The sequence below is a fragment of the Mycolicibacterium sp. XJ1819 genome (assembly GCF_053483675.1).
The window spans coordinates 69770-87971 of record NZ_JBEFST010000023.1; the positions used below are offsets into that span (position 1 = coordinate 69770).

Annotated in this window: 20 protein-coding genes; 5 read left to right on the forward strand and 15 right to left on the reverse strand. The window is 70.0% G+C overall.

The window, feature by feature from the left end:
- The first annotated feature begins 115 nt into the window (after positions 1 to 115).
- Entirely contained in the window at positions 116 to 376 is a 261-nt protein-coding gene (gene rpsT, locus ABQE89_RS22735) for a 30S ribosomal protein S20 (RefSeq protein ID WP_448420858.1), read from the forward strand.
- 5 nt (positions 377 to 381) lie between these two features.
- Here the strand turns inward: rpsT and holA are convergent, their stop codons facing one another.
- The 3 genes from holA to ABQE89_RS22750 are packed head-to-tail and all read right to left on the reverse strand — an operon-like array spanning position 382 to position 3727.
- Positions 382 to 1344, reverse strand: a complete 963-nt coding sequence (gene holA, locus ABQE89_RS22740; protein ID WP_448420860.1) for a DNA polymerase III subunit delta — start codon at positions 1342 to 1344, stop codon at positions 382 to 384.
- Positions 1341 to 2900: a ComEC/Rec2 family competence protein gene (locus ABQE89_RS22745; RefSeq protein ID WP_448420935.1), complete on the reverse strand. Its 1560-nt coding sequence runs from the start codon at positions 2898 to 2900 to the stop codon at positions 1341 to 1343. Before ABQE89_RS22745 ends, holA begins: the two co-directional genes overlap by 4 nt.
- Before the next feature lie 5 nt (positions 2901 to 2905).
- Positions 2906 to 3727, reverse strand: a complete 822-nt coding sequence (locus ABQE89_RS22750) for a helix-hairpin-helix domain-containing protein (RefSeq protein WP_448420862.1) — start codon at positions 3725 to 3727, stop codon at positions 2906 to 2908.
- Between the two features lie 158 nt (positions 3728 to 3885).
- Here ABQE89_RS22750 and ABQE89_RS22755 point away from each other — a divergent pair, with 158 nt between their 5' ends.
- Positions 3886 to 4641 carry a hypothetical protein gene (locus ABQE89_RS22755; RefSeq protein WP_448420864.1) on the forward strand — a complete coding sequence of 252 codons (756 nt, stop codon included), beginning with the start codon at positions 3886 to 3888 and terminating at the stop codon, positions 4639 to 4641.
- A gap of 881 nt (positions 4642 to 5522) precedes the next feature.
- Here ABQE89_RS22755 and ABQE89_RS22760 read toward each other — a convergent pair.
- Together ABQE89_RS22760 and ABQE89_RS22765 are read right to left on the reverse strand one after the other, a co-directional pair.
- Positions 5523 to 6380: an SDR family oxidoreductase gene (locus tag ABQE89_RS22760; protein ID WP_448420866.1), complete on the reverse strand. Its 858-nt coding sequence runs from the start codon at positions 6378 to 6380 to the stop codon at positions 5523 to 5525.
- Positions 6381 to 6529: 149 nt separating this feature from the next.
- A complete protein-coding gene (locus ABQE89_RS22765) occupies positions 6530 to 7501 on the reverse strand; it encodes an NAD-dependent epimerase/dehydratase family protein (RefSeq protein WP_448420868.1) in 972 nt (323 codons plus the stop codon).
- 72 nt (positions 7502 to 7573) lie between these two features.
- Here ABQE89_RS22765 and ABQE89_RS22770 point away from each other — a divergent pair, with 72 nt between their 5' ends.
- From ABQE89_RS22770 to ABQE89_RS22780, 3 genes are read left to right on the forward strand one after another with little or no spacing between them, the layout of a single operon-like run.
- Positions 7574 to 9130, forward strand: a complete 1557-nt coding sequence (locus tag ABQE89_RS22770) for an FAD-binding protein (protein WP_448420870.1) — start codon at positions 7574 to 7576, stop codon at positions 9128 to 9130.
- Between the two features lie 31 nt (positions 9131 to 9161).
- Entirely contained in the window at positions 9162 to 9968 is an 807-nt protein-coding gene (locus ABQE89_RS22775; protein WP_448420872.1) for an SDR family NAD(P)-dependent oxidoreductase, read from the forward strand.
- Between the two features lie 10 nt (positions 9969 to 9978).
- On the forward strand, positions 9979 to 11028 hold the full coding sequence (locus ABQE89_RS22780; RefSeq protein WP_448420875.1) for an NAD(P)H-dependent amine dehydrogenase family protein: 1050 nt from the start codon (positions 9979 to 9981) through the stop codon (positions 11026 to 11028).
- A 4-nt stretch (positions 11029 to 11032) separates the two neighbouring features.
- Here the strand turns inward: ABQE89_RS22780 and ABQE89_RS22785 are convergent, their stop codons facing one another.
- The 10 genes from ABQE89_RS22785 to ABQE89_RS22830 form a co-directional block, all read right to left on the reverse strand.
- Positions 11033 to 11641: a maleylpyruvate isomerase family mycothiol-dependent enzyme gene (locus ABQE89_RS22785; RefSeq protein WP_448420937.1), complete on the reverse strand. Its 609-nt coding sequence runs from the start codon at positions 11639 to 11641 to the stop codon at positions 11033 to 11035.
- Between the two features lie 14 nt (positions 11642 to 11655).
- Positions 11656 to 12135: an SRPBCC family protein gene (locus tag ABQE89_RS22790; protein ID WP_448420877.1), complete on the reverse strand. Its 480-nt coding sequence runs from the start codon at positions 12133 to 12135 to the stop codon at positions 11656 to 11658.
- Entirely contained in the window at positions 12132 to 12458 is a 327-nt protein-coding gene (locus ABQE89_RS22795; protein WP_448420879.1) for an ArsR/SmtB family transcription factor, read from the reverse strand. Before ABQE89_RS22795 ends, ABQE89_RS22790 begins: the two co-directional genes overlap by 4 nt.
- 59 nt (positions 12459 to 12517) lie before the next feature.
- Positions 12518 to 13354: a DegV family protein gene (locus ABQE89_RS22800; protein WP_448420881.1), complete on the reverse strand. Its 837-nt coding sequence runs from the start codon at positions 13352 to 13354 to the stop codon at positions 12518 to 12520.
- Positions 13345 to 14073 (reverse strand): diglucosylglycerate octanoyltransferase, encoded by a 729-nt coding sequence (gene octT / locus ABQE89_RS22805; protein WP_448420883.1) that lies wholly within the window; start codon positions 14071 to 14073, stop codon positions 13345 to 13347. Before octT ends, ABQE89_RS22800 begins: the two co-directional genes overlap by 10 nt.
- Positions 14063 to 14728, reverse strand: a complete 666-nt coding sequence (gene gpgP / locus ABQE89_RS22810; RefSeq protein WP_448420885.1) for a glucosyl-3-phosphoglycerate phosphatase — start codon at positions 14726 to 14728, stop codon at positions 14063 to 14065. The genes octT and gpgP overlap by 11 nt, the downstream gene beginning before the upstream one ends.
- Positions 14725 to 15093 (reverse strand): ribosome silencing factor, encoded by a 369-nt coding sequence (gene rsfS / locus ABQE89_RS22815; RefSeq protein ID WP_448420887.1) that lies wholly within the window; start codon positions 15091 to 15093, stop codon positions 14725 to 14727. The genes gpgP and rsfS overlap by 4 nt, the downstream gene beginning before the upstream one ends.
- Positions 15090 to 15731, reverse strand: coding sequence for a nicotinate-nucleotide adenylyltransferase (gene nadD, locus ABQE89_RS22820; protein WP_448420889.1), 642 nt, complete (start codon positions 15729 to 15731; stop codon positions 15090 to 15092). Before nadD ends, rsfS begins: the two co-directional genes overlap by 4 nt.
- A 130-nt stretch (positions 15732 to 15861) precedes the next feature.
- Positions 15862 to 17304 carry a vWA domain-containing protein gene (locus tag ABQE89_RS22825; protein ID WP_448420891.1) on the reverse strand — a complete coding sequence of 481 codons (1443 nt, stop codon included), beginning with the start codon at positions 17302 to 17304 and terminating at the stop codon, positions 15862 to 15864.
- 10 nt (positions 17305 to 17314) lie between these two features.
- On the reverse strand, positions 17315 to 18190 hold the full coding sequence (locus ABQE89_RS22830; RefSeq protein WP_448420893.1) for an AAA family ATPase: 876 nt from the start codon (positions 18188 to 18190) through the stop codon (positions 17315 to 17317).
- Positions 18191 to 18202 lie beyond the last annotated feature (12 nt).

Genomic DNA, 18202 nt, shown 5'->3' on the forward strand with positions numbered 1-18202 from the left:
GCCCTCGCTTTGGGGGTTCGAGCGCCCCGCTGGTACCCTGAGCAGTCGCTGCCCGTCGCCGGGCGCCCGCACAGACTCACCGACACCCCGACGAGATTTACGAAGGACTACACGCGTGGCCAACATCAAGTCGCAGATGAAGCGCAACCGCACCAACGAGAAGCGCAGGCTGCGCAACAAGTCGGTGAAGTCCTCGCTTCACACCGCGGTCCGCGGCTTCCGCGCGGCCGTCGAGTCCGGCGACAAGGACAAGGCCGGCGAACTGCTGGTCTCGACCGCCCGCCAGCTCGACAAGGCGGCCAGCAAGGGCGTCATCCACAAGAACCAGGCCGCCAACCGCAAGTCGGCGCTGGCCCGCGCGTTCAACAAGATCTAGAACCCTCAGTCCGCCGCCAACTCGGCGACCTGGCGCACCGCGGACTCCAGCGCGTAGTCGGCGTCGGCCGCCGCGCCCTTGACGTCGGCGTTGAGCGCGGCGACGAGCTGCAGCGCCTCGGCGACCGAGGTTCGTGACCACCGCCGCGCCTGCCGCTGCGCCTTCTGCACCCGCCACGGCGGCATGCTCAGTTCCGACGCCAACCGGTAGGGATCACCCGACAGCGGGGCCACCCGCGCGATCGTGTGCACGGTCTCGGCCAGCGCATCGGCCAGCAGCACGTGCGGCTCGCCACGCATCATCGCCCAGCGCAGCGCCTCGGCGGCGCCCGCCACATCACCCACCACCGCCTTGTCGGCGATGTCGAAACCCTTCACCTCGGCCTTGCCCGAGTGATAGCGCCGCACCGCCGCGGCGTCGACCTGACCGTCGGTGTCGGCGACCAGCTGGGAGCACACCGCCGCCAGTTCACGGATATCGGAGCCCACCGCGTCGATCACCGCGGCGACGGCGTCGTCGCTGACCTTCACCTTCAACGCGCGAAACTCGCGTCGGACGAAGTCGACACGATCGGCCGCCTTGGTGATGCGGGCACACGGATGAACCTGTGCACCAAGCTTTTTGAGTTGATCAGCGAGCGCCTTGGCGCGTCCGCCGCCGGAGTGCACCACCGCGAGCCAGGTGCCGGCCGGCAGTTCGGCCGCCGCGGCCGCGATCAGCGCGACCGCGTCCTTGCCCGCCTCCGCGGCGGACTCCAGGACCACCACCCGCTCGTCGGCGAACAGCGACGGGCTGAGCAGTTCGGCGAGTTCGCTGGTGCTCACCTCGCCTGCGCGCAGCCGGTTCACCGGGACGTCGGCGGCGCCGGCCTGGGCGCGGGCGGCGCGCAACACCTCCGCGACGGCCCGTTCGACCAGCAGCTCTTCATCGCCCAGCACGAGATGCAGACGCGAAACGTCATCACTCACGCACCGATCGTGCCATGTGCGTCGGACAGCCCCGCCACCGTCCACGCGACCAGGCACAGCGCCGCGCCGCACGCCGCCGCGCGCACCCACCACCAGCGCCACGCGACCACCACGGCCACGCCGATGGCCGCCACGGTGACCACCCCCGCCACCCCAGCCGGCACCGGGATCGACGATCCGGGAACGCTGGAGGCCCACCGCGCCACCCGCAGCAGCCACCACAGTTCGGGTCCGGTGAACCGAATCAGCACCGCGGCCCCGGTGGGCCACAGTTCGCCCAGCGCCGCGGCGGCCGTGCCAAGCACGGTGATCGGCGGGATCACCATGCACACAGCAAGGTTCGCGGCCACGGCGACCACGCTGAAGGTGCCCGCGATCCCGGCGACCAGTGGTGCGGTGACGAGTTGTGCGGCCACCGCGACGCTGGCCGCATCGGCCAACGGCTTCGGCCAGCCGCGGCCGACCAACCGTCGTGACCACACCGGCGCGATGACCACGAGAGCCGCGGTGGCCGACGCCGACAGGGCGAAGCCGACGTCGACGGCCAGTTCCGGCGAGGTGATCATCAACACGAGCACGGTCGCCGACAACGCCGGAATCGCCTGGCGACGACGGTGCGACGCGACCGCCAGCAGCGTGATCGCCCCCATGACGGCGGCGCGCAGCACGCTGGCCGAGGGTTGAACGACCACGACGAACGCCACCAGCGCCACCGCGGCCAACCCGACGGCCACCCGCGGACCGAGCAGGGCCGCGCTGATCAGCACCGCCCCGCACACGATCGTGACGTTGGCACCCGAGACCGCCGTCAGATGCGTCAGCCCGGAGGCGCGGAACTGCGCGGCCGCCTCGGTGCTCACGGCCGAGGTGTCGCCGAGCACCAGCGCGGGAAGCACCGCCGCCTGCTCGGCGGGCAGACCTTCTCGGGCCGCGTCGGCAAGTTCCGCGCGGATACCGTTGGCCGCGCGGTGGATCGGTGCGGCCTGGCCGTAGGTCGGCCGGCCGACCGCGGTGAGCACCGCGACCGTCAGGTCACGACGTGTCGGCCGTGCGACGCGGGCACGGAACGCCACCGGGCGCCCCGCGACCAGTTCGGCGAACGTCCTCGACGACGCGAACACGACGACGCGGCCGCCGGTCGGGTGTCCGTCGAGCCTCTGCAGCGTCGCGCGGAACATCATGCGGCCGCCGGCCAGGGCGCGCGGGCTTTCACTCGGGGTGGCCACGACGGCGGCGACCGTGCCATAGCGCTGGGCGACGGGATGGTCGCGCAGGTCGTCGACGCGCAGCCAGACCGCGACCGAGAACGCCGCGGCGACGAACGCGACCGCCAGCACGCCCGCACCGATGCGGCCGACCCGGTGCCCGTCCCGGTGCTCGTGGTGTTCACTACGGCGGCCACCCCACCAGCCCGCCACGGCGGTGAGCACCACCGCCGCAACGGCCGAGGCGAGCGCCCCGGTGTGCTGCCACAGAATTCCGGCTGCGGTCACCGCCCAGCTGGTCAGCGCCGCGGGGACCAGACGCAGGTCGAGTCCGGTGACGCCGGCCTCCACGACCGTCACACATGGACGTGTTCGCGCAGCTTCTCCAGCCGCGCGGGACCGATGCCATCGACGTCGCCGAGCTGCTCGACACTGCTGAACTTGCCATTGGTATCCCGCCAGGCCACGATCGCGGCCGCGGTCACCGGCCCGATACCGGGCAGGGTGTCGAGTTGTTCGACGGTGGCGGTGTTCAGGTTCACCGATCCGTCCGTGGCGGTCGCGGTCGCCGAAGCGCCCGGTGACGCTGCGACCTGCTGATCGGAGGTGACCGAGCTGCCCATGACGCTGGGCTCCCCCGGCGCGGAAGCGATGCCGACGACGATCTGCTCGCCGTCGACGACCCGCCTGGCCATGTTCAGCCCGAGCAGATCGGCACCGTCGAGCGCTCCGCCCGCGGCGGTCAGGGCATCGGCGATGCGCCCGCCGCCATCCAGCGTCACCAGACCCGGCTTGTGCACCAGTCCGACGACGCTGACGACGACCGGCTGGTCGGCACCCGGTTTTTCCTCCGGCGTGGGGGCGGTCGACGAAACCATCTGCACCGGCGGAAGGTTGGCCGACACCACCGCGGGTGGCCGGTCCCGGGCCAGGGTGAACAGCGTCACCAGCACCGCGACGGCACCCACCACCGCCAGCGCGATCGCCCCCGATCGGCGCGGGTCAGCCCGCACGGTGGTGAGCCAGTCCGCGGCGCGATCGGTCTTGGTCTCGGGCAACCAGCGCGACAACACGGCATCCGACGGGGCGGCGTCGTCGGCCTCGGCACCGTCGGCACCGTCCTCGTCTTCCCTGCCCAGGCGGCGGTGCAGGCGCTCGGCAGGCAATTCGGTTCGCATGCGGCCAAGTTAGGCCGGTGCGCCGTCCGCGCAGCCGCCGCGCGGTGACACGCCAGGGCCGCCTGTGGATGAAATCGCGGTTGGGGATAGCGCGGTTGTCTACCATTGGCTTGCCGCGACCCGCGCCATGCGACGCCGCGGCACACAGGGAGTGCAGCATGCTTCGTCGGCCCCCGATGATCGCCGGTATCGCGTTCGCGGTGTTGTATGCCGTTGCGTTGGTTCTGGTTCCGACGATGCCGGGCATCGACAAGCCGGGCTACGACATCGTCGCGCACGTCAACGCCCATTCCGGCTCCATGCGCGCCCAGGCGCTGCTGGTGGCGTTCGGCTCGCTGGCCCTGGTGGCGCTGCTCGCCTACGCCAGAGACCGATTGACCGGACCGCCGGCGTATGTATTCACGATCGGCTCGGCTGTGCTGCTCGGTCAGGTCAACATCGCGATGTGGTTCACCGCGGGCCTGGCGTTGCACCCCGGCCAACTCGGATCGGCCACCGCACGCACGCTCACCGACATCGCGACGATGTGGGCGCCGATGCTGACCGTGGCCGATATCATGGTCGCGGTACCGATTCTGTTGGCCGCCAACGAAGGTCGGTTCCCGCGTTGGATGGGCATCGCGGCCGCTGTCTTTGCTGTCGAGCAGTTGATCGAGACGATCACGATCATCGGCCCGCCGGGAAGTTTCATCTCCCCCGGTGGTCCGATGAACTTCTATCTCGGCGCGCCGCTGTTCATCCTGTTCTTCCTCGCGCTCGCTGCGGCGTTGTCGCTGGACCCGGCACCCGCCGAAGCAGGAGTTGTCGCCGATGTCGATGACGTCGCCGAATCGGCCCTCGACGAAACCGACGACGAAGCTGCCGGGACCGACGGGGACGTCGCCGACGAACGTGAGGTCGACGGCCGCACCTGAGCGCCCGCCGATGACGGGAACGGGTCGGCCAGGGAAGCCCGCACGTTGGTCAGCGCCGTGTCGACCGCGTCGCGCACGATGCCGCCGGCAGTGGCGCCGGTGGTGGTCGCCTGCGCGACGCCCGCCCGCCACGCCGCACCTGGGTCACCGGAGTCGGCCAACTCCTGAGCCGCTGCGTCCACCGACTGCGCGACGCCGAGCAATGCGATCTCGCCGGCCTCGAACGCCACGGCCGCCGTCACCCTGATCGCCTCGACGGCCAGCACCTGCGGAAGCGTCCGCGCTCCGGTGTCAGTGGGCGCCGGTGGCGGCAACGGCTGATTCAACGCCGCCAGCACACGTTCCCGCGCAGCGCTGACCGCTCGACGAAAGGCGCTGGGCTGCAATGTCGTAGCCGCAACATCGGTCAGCTCCACCACCGCGACCTCGAGGTTGTTGAACGCCTTCGGCACCACGCGGTACACGTCGTTTTCGATGATCGGGGTGGCGGCCGCGGCGGCCGGACCGGTCACCGACGCGGCGGTGGCCCCGATCGCCCGCAGCGCCGACCCCGTCGACGCGAAGGCCTGCACGAACGTGACGGGAGTTCGCGCCGTGGCAACCGGGACGGCACCGGCGCCGCGGACCACGTGCGGACAGATCAGGGCGCAGTACTGGAGTTGGTTGCCGACAAAGGCCAGCGGAATCGCCCCCGGGACAGGCCCGACGCTCTCGGACCGGGCCGGCGGGGGCGCGGCCACCAGGGCGGCCAGGGTGCCCAACACCCCGACCCAGACGCCCACCCGGCCGGCGATGGAACGAGCTTGTGCACGCATGACGACTCCCGGTGCTATTCGCGGTACCACCCTTCACACGGTGCCGGAGGCCCCACGGTTCGAAAGCTAGGTGCGACGGGACCGGAACGTCACGAACCGCTTCGCCCAGCGCGGCAGTGCCGAGGCGGGGACCCGCGCAGGCCAGTCGTCGGTGCGTAGATAGGCGTCGGAGCCACCGTCGACGAAGATCACGCTGCCGCACAGAAAGTCGGCGTAGTCCGACAGCATGAACGTGATCCACTCCCCCAGATGGCCGGGGTCACCGAAGCCGCCGACCGGGACGGGGAAGGCGTCGATCGCCTTGGCCTCACGCGGGGTGGCGAGTTGCTTCTCGAGTAGCGGTGTCAGGATGGCACCCGGCGCCAGGGCGTTGAGCCGGATGCCCTCCCCGGCCCAGTGCGCCGTCACCGCGTGGCGCCGCACCCAGCGCGACACCGCGATCTTGGACGCCGCGTAGGCCAGCGACGGACCCACCGGGCCGTACAACCGGACCGCGCGCGCGGCTTTGGCGGCGTCGCCGGCCAGCAGCGCACGCACCGCCCGACGCGGCACCAGCGGGGTGGTGGTCGTCGAATTGCTCGCGATCACCACGACTTTCGCGTTACCGACCGCGGCCAGCGCGGGCCGCCAGGCCTGCAGCAGGTCGGCCACGCCGAAGAAGTTCACCTCGAAGATGCGTCGACACTGCTCCGCGCCGGGAGTGGGGCCGATACCCGCGGCCAGTACGGCACCGTCGAGGCGGCCCTCGCACTCGGCGAGCACCCCGTCGGCGGCCGCCCTGCGTCCCTCGGGTGAGGACAGGTCCGCGACGACGTCGGCCTCTTTGATGTCCACGCCGACGACGGTGTGACCGGCCGCGCGCAGCCGTTCAGCTGCCTGCCAGCCCATCCCCGACGCCGACCCGGTCACTGCATAGGTGCCCATCAGGTTCTCCTCCGTGTGCGCGCACCCGACCGGGGCACGACTCGACCGTCGTCACGCGTGACCTTAGTTCTAGCAGTGACGCATTCGTGCCGGGGTACCGCACGATGGACGCGATGAAGGCGATGCGCCCTTGACGCGGGCGGACCGGGTCAGCCGAAGGAGGCGATGATCGCCTCTCGCGGCGGTCGCCACGTGACGCCCAGATCGGCCAGCGTCTGCGAGTCGTCGGTGGGGATCGCGGCGGTGATCAGCAGCGCCGCTTCGTAACTGAACCCGGCACCCAGCGGCACCATCCCGGCCAGGGCGTCGGAGATGCGGCCGATCCCGCGGAACATCGGCGCGCTCAGCGGAATTCGCCGGATACCTATCCCCGCGCCGGCCTCCACCGCCGAGACCATCTCGTCGAAGCTCAGGAACATCCCCCCGCACACGTAGCGCTTGGGCCCGCGGCCAGGGCGCATCAGCGCGACGTGCACATCGGCGACGTCGCGCACGTCGACCATCTGCATGCCCGCATTGCGCACCCGCGGCGCCACCCGGTACCGGACGATCGGCTGCCAGCCCTGTTCGGTGATGCCGGGTGCCGTCGCCAGCGCGGGGCCGACCACACTGGACGGATAGATCACCACGACCGGGGCGCCGTCACGCTGCAGTGCGCGGGCGACCCGGTCGGCGTAGGCCTTGGTCTTCGCGTACGCCGAGCGCCCCTCGACGGGCGGGGTGTCGGGGCCGATGACGGGACCGGGCGGCGGAAACAGCGAACTGTAGCTGCTGACCGACACCACGGGGTCCAGGCCGAGCGCGACCGCCCGTCGCAGGATCGCCTCGGTGGCGTGCGCGTTGATCTCCCACATCAGCTTTTCCCGGCGGTCATCGGTGCCCACGATTCCGGCCGCGTGCAGCACCGCGTCGCAGCCGTCGAGCAGGGCCTCGACCGTGGGCGCGTCGCGCACGTCGCCGCGCACCCACGTCACGTCCCCGCGGTCGGCGAGCAACTGCGCCAGGGCCTCGTTGCGCTCGCGCGGCTCGACCAACAGCCGGACGCTGTGGCCGGCGTCGAGGAGCGCCGAAACGGTGTGGGCGCCGAGGTATCCCGTTCCGCCGGTGACGGCGATAAGCATGAGGTTGGATTCAACCACACCGGTTCGTCGGCACCGGCGGCGCCGACGATGTCCCGACCCTCAGGAGGCGTTGTGAGCGATTTCGACCACGTGGTCGACGTGGTGGTCGCCGGCTCGGGTGGCGGCCTCGCCGGTGCCTATACCGCGGCGCGGCAGGGGCTTTCGGTGATGGTCGCCGAGGCGACCGACAAGTTCGGTGGCACGACGGCCTATTCCGGTGGTGGCGGGATGTGGTTTCCCTGCAACCCGGTGCTGCGGCGCGCGGGCAGCGACGACACCGTCGACGAGGCGCTGCGGTACTTCCACGCGGTGGTGGGCGACCGAACCCCCCGCGAGTTGCAGCAGGCCTATGTCCGAGGCGGCGCGGAACTGATCCGATACCTGGAGGCAGACGAGCATTTCAAGTTCGCCGTGCTGCCGTGGCCGGACTACTTCGGCTCCGCTCCCGGCGCCCGGGTCGACGGTTTGCGCCACATCGTGCCCAAGCCGCTGCCCGCCGCCGACCTGCCCGGGCTGGCCGATCTTGTGCGCGGGCCGCTGGACACCGAGCGCCTGGGCGCCTCACCGCCGGAGTACCTGATCGGTGGCCGAGCGTTGATCGGGCGCTTTCTGGCCGCGCTGCGCCCGCTGCCGGGTGTCGAATTGCGGCTGAACTGCCCGCTGGTGGAACTGATCACCCGCGACGACGCGGTCGTGGGCGCCGTCGTGGTCCGTGACGGTGCACGACTGGCGATCGGAGCGCGCCGCGGCGTGCTGCTGGCGGCCGGCGGGTTCGAACACAATCACCAGATGCGTCGGTCCTACCGGGTGCCGGGCCGCGTGCAGGACACCATGGGCGCACCGGGCAACACCGGGGTCGCGCACCTGGCCGCCATCGCGGTTGGGGCGGCCACCGACCTGATGGATCAGGCGTGGTGGTCCCCGGGCCTGACCCACCCCGACGGCCGGTCGGCGTTCGCGCTGTGGTTCACCGGCGGCATCTTCGTCAACGAGCACGGCAACCGGTTTGTCAACGAGTCCGCGCCCTACGACCGGTTGGGCCGCGACATGATCCGTCAGATCGACGACGGTGCACTGAGACTGCCGTGCTGGATGGTCTACGACGACGGGCAGGGTGAGGTGCCGCCGGTCAAGGCGCCCAACGTGTCGATGGTCGAGACCGCCCGCTACCGCGAGGCGGGGCTGTGGCACACCGCCGACACGCTCGAGGCGCTCGCGGCGCTCATCGGGGTGCCCGCCGACAACCTGGTCGCCACGGTGCGGCGGTTCAACGACATGGTGGCCCGTGGCCGCGACGACGACTTCGGCCGCGGCGACGAGGCCTACGACCGCGCGTTCTCCGACGGCAAGCCGCCGCTGGTGCCGATCGTCACACCACCGTTTCATGCCGCCGCGTTCGGACTGTCCGACCTCGGCACCAAGGGCGGCCTGCGCACCGATACCCGCGCCCGGGTGCTCGACGCGGCCGGGCACCCGATCCCCGGGCTGTACGCGGCCGGCAACACGATGGCCGCCGTCAGCGGCACCGCTTACCCCGGCGGCGGAAACCCGATCGGCGCGTCGCTGCTGTTCAGTCATTTCGCCGCGCTGGACATGGCCTCGCGCGCCCCGATAGCGACATCCGGCTGACACCCGGTCGCCCACAGTGGATCATCTGGCCATGGCAACTCTTGCGCGATACACCAACCGACGGGTCCTGATCACCGGCGCAGGGTCGGGCATCGGGCAGGCCACGGCGCTGCGGATCCTCGACGAAGGCGGCCTCGTCGTCGCGGCCGACGTCAGCGAGTCCGGATTGAAGGACACCGTCGCCAAGGCCGAACCGCACGGCGACCGGCTCTCCACGCTGGTGATGGACATCGGCAGCGAGGCATCGGTGAAAGAGGGCGTCGCCGAGGCGATCCGAATCCTGGGTGGGCTGGACACCCTGGTCAACGTGGCCGGGATCCTGCGCTCGGCGCACTTTCTGGACACCTCGCTCGCCGATTTCGAACACGTGCTGCGGGTCAACCTCGTCGGTACGTTCCTGGTGACCCGCGAAGCCATCCCGGCGTTGCGCGCCGGCAACGGTCCCGCGGTGGTGAACTTCAGTTCCACCTCCGCGGCGTTCGCCCACCCCTACATGTCGGCCTACGCGGCGTCCAAGGGCGGCATCCAGGCGATGACGCACGCGCTGGCCCTCGAGTTCGCCAAGGACGGCATCCGGTTCAACTCGGTTCAGCCCGGCTCGATCTCGTCGGGGATGACCGACGGCACCGGTGAGTCCAAACAGAGCGTCGGACCGGGTCTGCCCGCCGACGTGGACTACACGTTGTTCGGCAAGGCGATGCCGGCACTTCCGCTGGCCGACGGGGCGATGTTCGCCAGACCCGAGGCGGTGGCGGCGGTGGTCGCGATGCTGGGCAGCACCGATGCGTCGTTCGTCACCGGCACCGAGGTGCGCGTCGACGGCGGCTCACACATGTAGCCTCCTGCAGATGAGCCACGCCCGACCTCTTCGCGTCATCCAGTGGACCACCGGCAACATCGGGCGCCGATCGCTGCACGCGATCCTCGGCCGGGACGACATGGAACTGGTCGGCGTGTACGCCCACGGCGCGGACAAGGTCGGTGTCGACGCCGCGGAGCTTGCGGGCTGGCCCGAGCCCACCGGTGTGGCGGCCACCGCCGACATCGACGAGTTGATCGCGCGCGAGCCCGACGCCTGCTGCTACAACCCGTTGTGGCCGAACATCGACGAGTTGGTCCGGTTGCTGTCGGCCGGTGTCAACGTGTGCTCGAGCGCGGCGTGGATCACCGGCGGCAAGCAGTCGCCCGAGGATCTCGATCGCATCCGGAAAGCCTGCGAGAAGGGCAATTCCACGATCTTCGGCAGCGGCGCGCATCCGGGGGTGACCAACATGGTCGGCATGGTGCTGTCCGGCTGCTGCGAACGGGTCGACGAGATCCGCATCACCGAGTCGGTGGACTGCTCGACCTACGAGTCGGCGGGCACCCAGACCGCGATGGGCTTCTCCCAGGATCCCGACACGCCGGGTCTGGCCGACAGTGTGCGGCGCGAAAGCGAGGTGTTCGCCGAGTCGGCGGCGATGATGGCCGACGCGATCGGCGCCACGCTGGACAAAATGACGTTCGACGTGACGTTCACGGCGGCCACCGGTGACTCCGATCTGGGTTTCATGCGGATCCCCGAGGGCACCGTCGCCGGCGTGCACGGCTATCACCGCGGCTGGGTCGGCGACCGCAACGTCGTCAGCGTCGGGTTCAACTGGACCATGGGCACCCACGTCACCCCGCCCAAACCGCTGGCCCACGGCCACGTCATCCAGGTGTTCGGCCGGCCCAACATGCGCACGGTGCTGCACTGCCTGACCCCGCAGGACTGGACCGAACCGGGCTTCATGGGGCTGGGCATGATCTACACCGCGATGCCGGTCACCAACGCGGTGCCCGCGGTCGTCGCGGCCAAGCCGGGCATCGTCACGCTCAAGGACCTGCCGCCGGTCACCGGCCGCGCCGCGGTGTAGACACTCAGAGGTGTTGCGCCAGTTTGGCTTTGCCCGGGCCATCCAGGTCGTCGAGCGCGGCCGCGCGGCCCGCCATCGCCATCAGCACCGCCTCGCCGCTGCCACGCACCTCGGCGCCCTTGCCGTGGCTCCAGTCCAGGTCGGTGGCGACCATCCGCACCCCCCGGGTACGCATGGCACCGAGCAGGCGGGGTGCGTACCTGGTGAATTCCAGTGCGATGCGCAATGGTTCGGCGGCGATCGCGCGTGGAATTCCCAACGGTCGGCGAATGTCCTGCTGGTGGATCATGCCGTCGGTGAGGGCGATGCGGCCACCCATACCCGCCGTCACCCCCTGCGGCACGACGTAGCGCCGCATCAGCGCGGTCAGTTCTTCGGTTGACGCACCACGATATTGGGCCACTTCGAACGCGTTGCCGCCGCCGCGGGTGACCAGACCCCTGGCCATCCACCACGCCAGCCGGGGGCGGCTCAACGGGTCGTATCCGATGACGTGAGCGACCACGTCGCGCACGCTCCACCCCGGGCACAACGACGGGCACTGCCACTGCTGCGGTGTCAACGTCTCCAGCAGCGCGACGAACTCCTCGCGCTCGGCGCGGGCCAGCGCCATCGCGTCCGTCGGCGTCACTGCGACTCCGCCAGCCGGGCACACCGGTTGAGGGTGTCGATCCAGCCGCCGGGCGAGTCGAACGCGGCGCGCATCTGCTCGGCCATCTCGCCGAAGCGCTGCAGGTGCCGGTGGTGCAGATCGATTGTCGTGCGGCCGGGGTCTGTCTCGAGGAATCTCACCTCGACCTCGGTCTCGAAGTCGGGATCGAACTTCCACTGCCCGGTGATCTGCCAGATCAGCACGACGCGCGAGGTCGGCTCCCACGCGCCGACGCGCCCCCAGTCGGTCTGCGCCCCGTCCCGGGCGCGTTCGTACCAGCGACCGCCGACCCGCGGTTCGAGCACCACCGCCTCGAACGGTGCCGCTCCGATCGAGTGTTCCGGCGGCCAGAACTCCGACATCCGCGAGGTGAACAGCTCGAACGTCTTCGCCTGGGTCAACGGCACCGTGATGGATCGGACCACCTCGACTTCGGCTCCCGAGTCTGGGGTCATTGGGACTCCTTTCCCTGCGTCTCGGCCTCGGCGGACGCCAACAACGCGAAATTGTCGAGCGTGGTCTCCCAGAAGCGGTCCAGATAGTCCCGCACGGCCACCAGCCCGGCCTGATCGACGCGGTAGATCCGCCGCGTGCCCGCCACCGATTCCACCACCAGCCCGGCGTCCTTGAGCACCCGCAGATGCTGTGACACCGCAGGACGCGAGATCGGCAGTTGTTCGGCAAGCACCCCGACCGCCGCGGGTCCACCGGCCAGCTTCTCCAGGATCAATCTGCGGGTCTTGTCCCCCAGCGCGTCCAGGGCTGCGGATGCAGGCACATCGGTAAGAATTCACTAACGGTAAGCCGCTGTCAACCGTTCGTGAAAACTTACCGAAGCTACTCGGCCGTCTGCACGGCCACCCCGACCGCGCCCGCGCCGACATGGATCGACAGCACCGGCCCCATATCGGTGACGGTGAGCGTCTCGAGCTGGGGCAACCGGCCGGTCAACGCCGCCCCGAGCCGGTCTGCGGCGTCGTGGTTGTCGACGTGGTGCACCGCGATCGACGCGCGTCGGTCGCCGACGATGTCCGCGACGCGGTCGACCATCGCCGCGTGCGCCTTGGAGACGGTCCGGATCCGCTGGTCCAGCACCAGGCGCCCGTCGACGTCGAGGCACAACAGCGGCTTGAGCGCCAGCGCGGTGCCGAGCCAGGACGCCGCGGTGCCGATCCGGCCGCTTCGCCGCAGGTTGTCGAGGCGGTCGACCACGATGAAGGCGTGCGTGCGCGGCACCGCTGAACGCGCCACGGCCTCAACGGCATCCAGGTCGGCACCCGAGGCGGCGGCTTGTGCGGCGGTCAGTGCGATGAACCCGACGCCCATCGCGGCCGACCGGGAGTTGACAACCCGCACCAACGAGCCGAACTCGCGCGCGGCCTGCACCGCCGAACTGTAGGAACTCGACAGCGCAGCCGACAGATGAACCGCGACCACCCCCTCGCCGCCGCTGTCGTGCAGCGCCTGCCGGTACGTCTCGGCCAACTCCGCGGGCGTGGCACCGGCGGTGCTGGCGCGTGGTAGTTCGTGGACGTCGTAGGGCACCTCGTCGACCCCGTCACGCAGATCGATCAGGTCGACGAGAACGTGCAGCGGCACCTGCCGGATGTCCCACTGCTTCGAGTCCTCCGGTGGCAGCCTCGACGACGTGTCGGTCACCACGACTACGGGCATGAGATGCCGGCCTCGGCGAGCGCCTTGAGCATCAGGTCCGCAACGGCCTGGTGGGCCTCGAAGTTCCAGTGGATGCCGTCGGGATTGCCCTTGCCGGCCATCACGTGCTCCCCCACCGCCGCCTTCAGGTCGACCAGCGGCACGTCGTGCCGGCGCGCCCATTCGGTGATCGCCCGGACCGTGGGTTCACGACCGTGATGGGCCCGACCATAGGTGTCGGCGATGTGCACCGACGGCAGGCAGGCCACCACCGGAATACCGGGCCGGTTGAAATCAATCGCGCCCCTGGTCATTTCGAGATATTCGACGCTCACATGAGGGGGCAGCGCGGCGCGCGACACCGGGGACAGCCGAGGCTGCAGCCAACCGTAGCCGTCGCGCACCCAACGCCGAATCCGTGACGGGCGGACATAGCGGATCAGTTCGCGCAACGCGGTGGGCAGCGGCGAGGGCAACGAGTCCATGCCGCTGGTCGCGAAGATCACCGCACCCGCCCGCGGCAGGGCCGCCCACGCGCGTGGATCCTGCGTCGCCGCCCACCACACGTCGCGGCAGGTCCAGCCGATCCGGCCGATGAGTTCCACATCCCAATCCAGCTGACGAGCAACGATATTGGGCCAGATGCGGGGGTCATCTGCGGGCAGACCGCCGGTGGGCCCGTAGTAGGACAACGAATCGGCGAACACCAGAAGTGTCTGGCGCTGTTGCTCAGAGGACATCGCTGGCGACCTGAGCCGAGGCGTTCCACACGTCGAGCCGCCAACGGATCTGCTCGGCGGCAAGCTCCCGGCCGTGGCCGGACAGCTGCACCCAACTGCAGTTGCCCATCCCGCCGAGGGCTGGCCAGCTGTCCACCGGCAGCCCCAGCAGGGCGGCGGTCAGCGCCGCGATCAGCCCGCCGTGCGCGACCAGCACCACCGGCCGGTCCGGTTCGTCACGTCCCCATTCGCCCTGGCCGGCGACGAGCTCGGACACCAGCGGCAGGCTGCGCTCGGCGACGTCGACCCGGCTCTCCCCGCCCGGCGGCGCCCATCGCGCGTCGTCGCGCCACGTCAGCCGGGCGCCGGGGGCGGCGGCGTCGACCTCCAGATGGGTCAGGCCCTGCCACTCACCGAGGTGGGTCTCGCGCAGCCTCGCGTCGACCTGCACCGGCATCCCGGCGCGCTCGCCGAGTGCCACCGCGGTGTCCAGCGAACGGCGCAGATCTGAGGACACGATCATCAGCGGCTGACGCTTGGCCAGCACCTCGGCCGCGACCACGGCCTGTTCGCGGCCCAGCTCGGACAGGTCGGTGTCCAGTTGGCCCTGCATCCTGCTGCCCGCGTTGTACTCGGTCTGCCCGTGCCGAAGCATTACCAGCCGACGGATCCTCATGACTGCCCGTCCAATTCCACCGGCAGCACCGGGCAGTCGCGCCACAGCCGGTCCAGCGCGTAGAACTCGCGCTCGTCCTGGTGCTGGATGTGCACGACGATGTCGACGTAATCGAGCAGCGTCCAGCGCCCCTCGCGGGCCCCCTCGCGGCGGGCCGGCTTGTAGCCCGCCAGTCGCATCTTCTCCTCCACCTCGTCGACGATCGCGTTGACCTGCCGCTCGTTGGACGCGGACGCGATGACGAAGCAGTCGGTGATCACCAGCTGTCCCGACACGTCGATCACCACGACGTCGTCGGCCAGCTTGGACGCCGCGGCCCGCGCGGCCACGGTCGCCATCTCAACGGCTTCGTCAGAGGCGCTCATAGGTGCTTTCCCGGAGTCGTCATCGGTTGTGCGGCATAAAGTTTGCGCTTGGCCACATACTGCACCACGCCGTCGGGCACCAGATACCAGATCGGCCGATGCTGTTCGGCGCGCTCACGGCAGTCGGTCGACGAGATCGCCAGCGCGGGCACCTCGACGAGAGTGAGCGCGTCCTTCGGCAGTTGTTTGGCCGCGGCGGCGATGTGCTTGCCGTCCAACTCGTAGCCCGGCCTGCTGACGCCCACGAACTTCGCGATGGCGAACATCTCCTCCCAGTTCTGCCAGGACAGGATCGACGCCAACGCATCGGCGCCGGTGATGAAGTACAACTCGGTGTCGGGGTTGAGCGCGCTCAGATCGCTCAGCGTGTCCTTGGTGTAGGTGGGCCCGCCGCGGTCGATGTCGACGCGGCTGACGCTGAACCGGGGGTTGGACGCGGTGGCGATGACAGTCATCAGATAGCGGTCTTCAGCGGGGGTGACGACGCGGTGGGGCTTCTGCCACGGCTGCCCGGTAGGAACGAACACCACCTCGTCGAGTTCGAAAAGATCCGCCACCTCGCTGGCCGCGACGAGATGGCCGTTGTGGATGGGGTCGAACGTCCCACCCATCACACCCAGCCTGCGTCGCGATCGCACGAATAGCCAGCTTACGGGAGTGCGTCCGCCGCGCCGCGCCCCGCCGAAATGGACGTTTGGGCGCGATTTGCCCGCTTTTTTTCGCCCGTGTGTCCGTTTCGGCCGGAAGGGGCGGGAAGAGGACGGGACGTCAGACCGGCAGCAGCTGGTCGATGACCGCGGCCAACTGCTTGGCCGACCGGCATTCGTGCATGGTGATGATGTCCTCGTAGCGCGGCACCGCCGAGTCGCCGCTGCCCCACAGGTGCCGCGGTTCGGGGTTGAGCCAATGCGCATGCCTGCTGGAGCGGACCATGCGCGCCAGCAGGTCGATCTCGGGATTGCGGTAGTTGTTGCGCCCGTCGCCCAGCACCAGCAGCGAGCTGCGCGGCGACAGCACGTTGGGCCACTTGTCCATGAACGACACGAACGCGTGGCCGTAGTCGGAGTGCCCGTCGCGGGTGTAGACCCCCGCCTCCCTGGTGATCCGCTGCACCGCGACCGCCAGGTCGGCGTCCGGCCCGAACAGCTCGGTGACCTCGTCGGTGGTGTCGATGAACGCGAAGACGCGAACGCGGCTGAACTGCTGGCGCAGCGCGTGCACCAGCATCAGTGTGAAGTGGCTGAAGCCGGCCACCGAACCGGACACGTCGCACAGCACCACCAGCTCGGGCCGCGCCGGGTGCGGCTTCTTGAGCACCACGTCGATCGGCACGCCGCCGGTGGACATCGACTTGCGTAGCGTCTTGCGCAGGTCGATCTGGCCCGCACGCGCCCGGCGTCGCCGCGCGGCCAGCCGCGTCGCCAGGGTCCGCGCCAGCGGCGCCACCACCCGGCGCATCTGGCGCAGCTGATCACCGGAGGCGCGCAGGAACTCGACGTTCTCGGCCAACTGCGGCACGCCGTACATCTGCACGTGCTCGCGGCCCAGCTGTTCGGCGGTGCGCCGCTTGGTCTCCGCCTCCACCATCCTGCGCAGCTGCGTGATGCGTTGCGCGGCCATCGCTTTGGCGATCTGCTCCTGGGTGGGAGTGGGATCGTCGCCGTAGGGCACCAGCAGCCCGGCCAGCAGCCTGCCCTCGAGGTCGTCGAGGTTCATGGCCTTGAGCGCCTGATACGACGAGTACGACGGACCGCGGCTGGAGTTGTAACGACCGTAGGCCTCGACGATCTGGGCGATCATCGCCGCCATGCGTTCGTCTAAGTTGGCCAGATCCTCGTTGTCGGCCAACAGGTCCAGCAGCGCCGCGCGCATCGCCTCGACGTCCTCGGGCGGCAGCCCCTCCGGCGGGTCGTCCGATTCGTCGTCGGCCAGCACCGTCTTGGCGCCCAGCGCCGCGGGGAACCACAGGTCGAACATCGCGTCGTAGGTCTCGCGGTGGTCGGGGCGGCGCACCACCGCGCAGGCCAGGCCTTCCCGCAGCACCTCGCGGTTGTCGAGGCCCAGCACCGACATCACCCGGCCGGCGTCGACGGTCTCCGACGGGCCCACCGCGATGCCCTGCTTGCGCAGCGCCTCGACGAACTCGACCAAATGGCCGGGGATGCCGTGCGGTGCAAGCGGCTGCGGCGGGCGGGTGCGACGGACGGCCATGGCTGCTCTCCTAGTTCAGATGCAGTTCGCCGCTGGCCTTGACCTGGTCGGACTGATGCTTGAGCACCACACCCAGGGTGGCCGCGATCGTCGCGTCGTCGATGGTGTCCATGCCCAGCGCCAGCACCGTGCGGGCCCAGTCGATGGTCTCGGCCACCGACGGCAGCTTCTTGAGTTGCATGCCGCGCAGGACGCCGATGATGCGCACCAACTCGTCGGCGAGATGAGCGGGTAGCTCCGGCACCCGCGACAACAGGATGCGACGCTCGAGGTCGGCATCGGGAAAGTCGATGTGCAGGAACAGACACCGGCGTTTGAGCGCCTCGGACAGCTCGCGGGTGGCGTTGGACGTCAGGACGACGAACGGTGCGCGCTCGGCGGTGATCGTGCCCAACTCCGGCACCGTCACGGCGAAATCGGAGAGCACCTCCAGCAGTAGACCCTCGATCTCGATGTCGGCCTTGTCGGTCTCGTCGACCAGCAGGACCGTCGGCTCCGTGCGGCGGATCGCGGTCAGCAGCGGACGGGTCAGCAGGAACTCCTCGCTGAACACGTCCATCTTGGTCTGGTCCCAGTCGCCATGACCGGCCTGGATCCGCAGGATCTGCTTGGCGTGGTTCCACTCGTAGAGCGCACGCGCCTCGTCGACACCCTCGTAGCACTGCAGTCGCACCAGTTCCGAACCGGTCGCCTGGGCGACGGCGCGGGCCAGTTCGGTCTTGCCGACGCCGGCGGGGCCCTCCACCAGCAACGGTTTACCCAGCCGATCGGCCAGGAATACCGCTGTCGCGGTGGCGGTGTCGGGCAGGTAGCCGGTTTCGGACAGCCGACGCGAGACATCGTCGATGTCGGCGAACATCGGCGCCGGGCGTGCGGGGACGCTCACAGGGAATCTCCT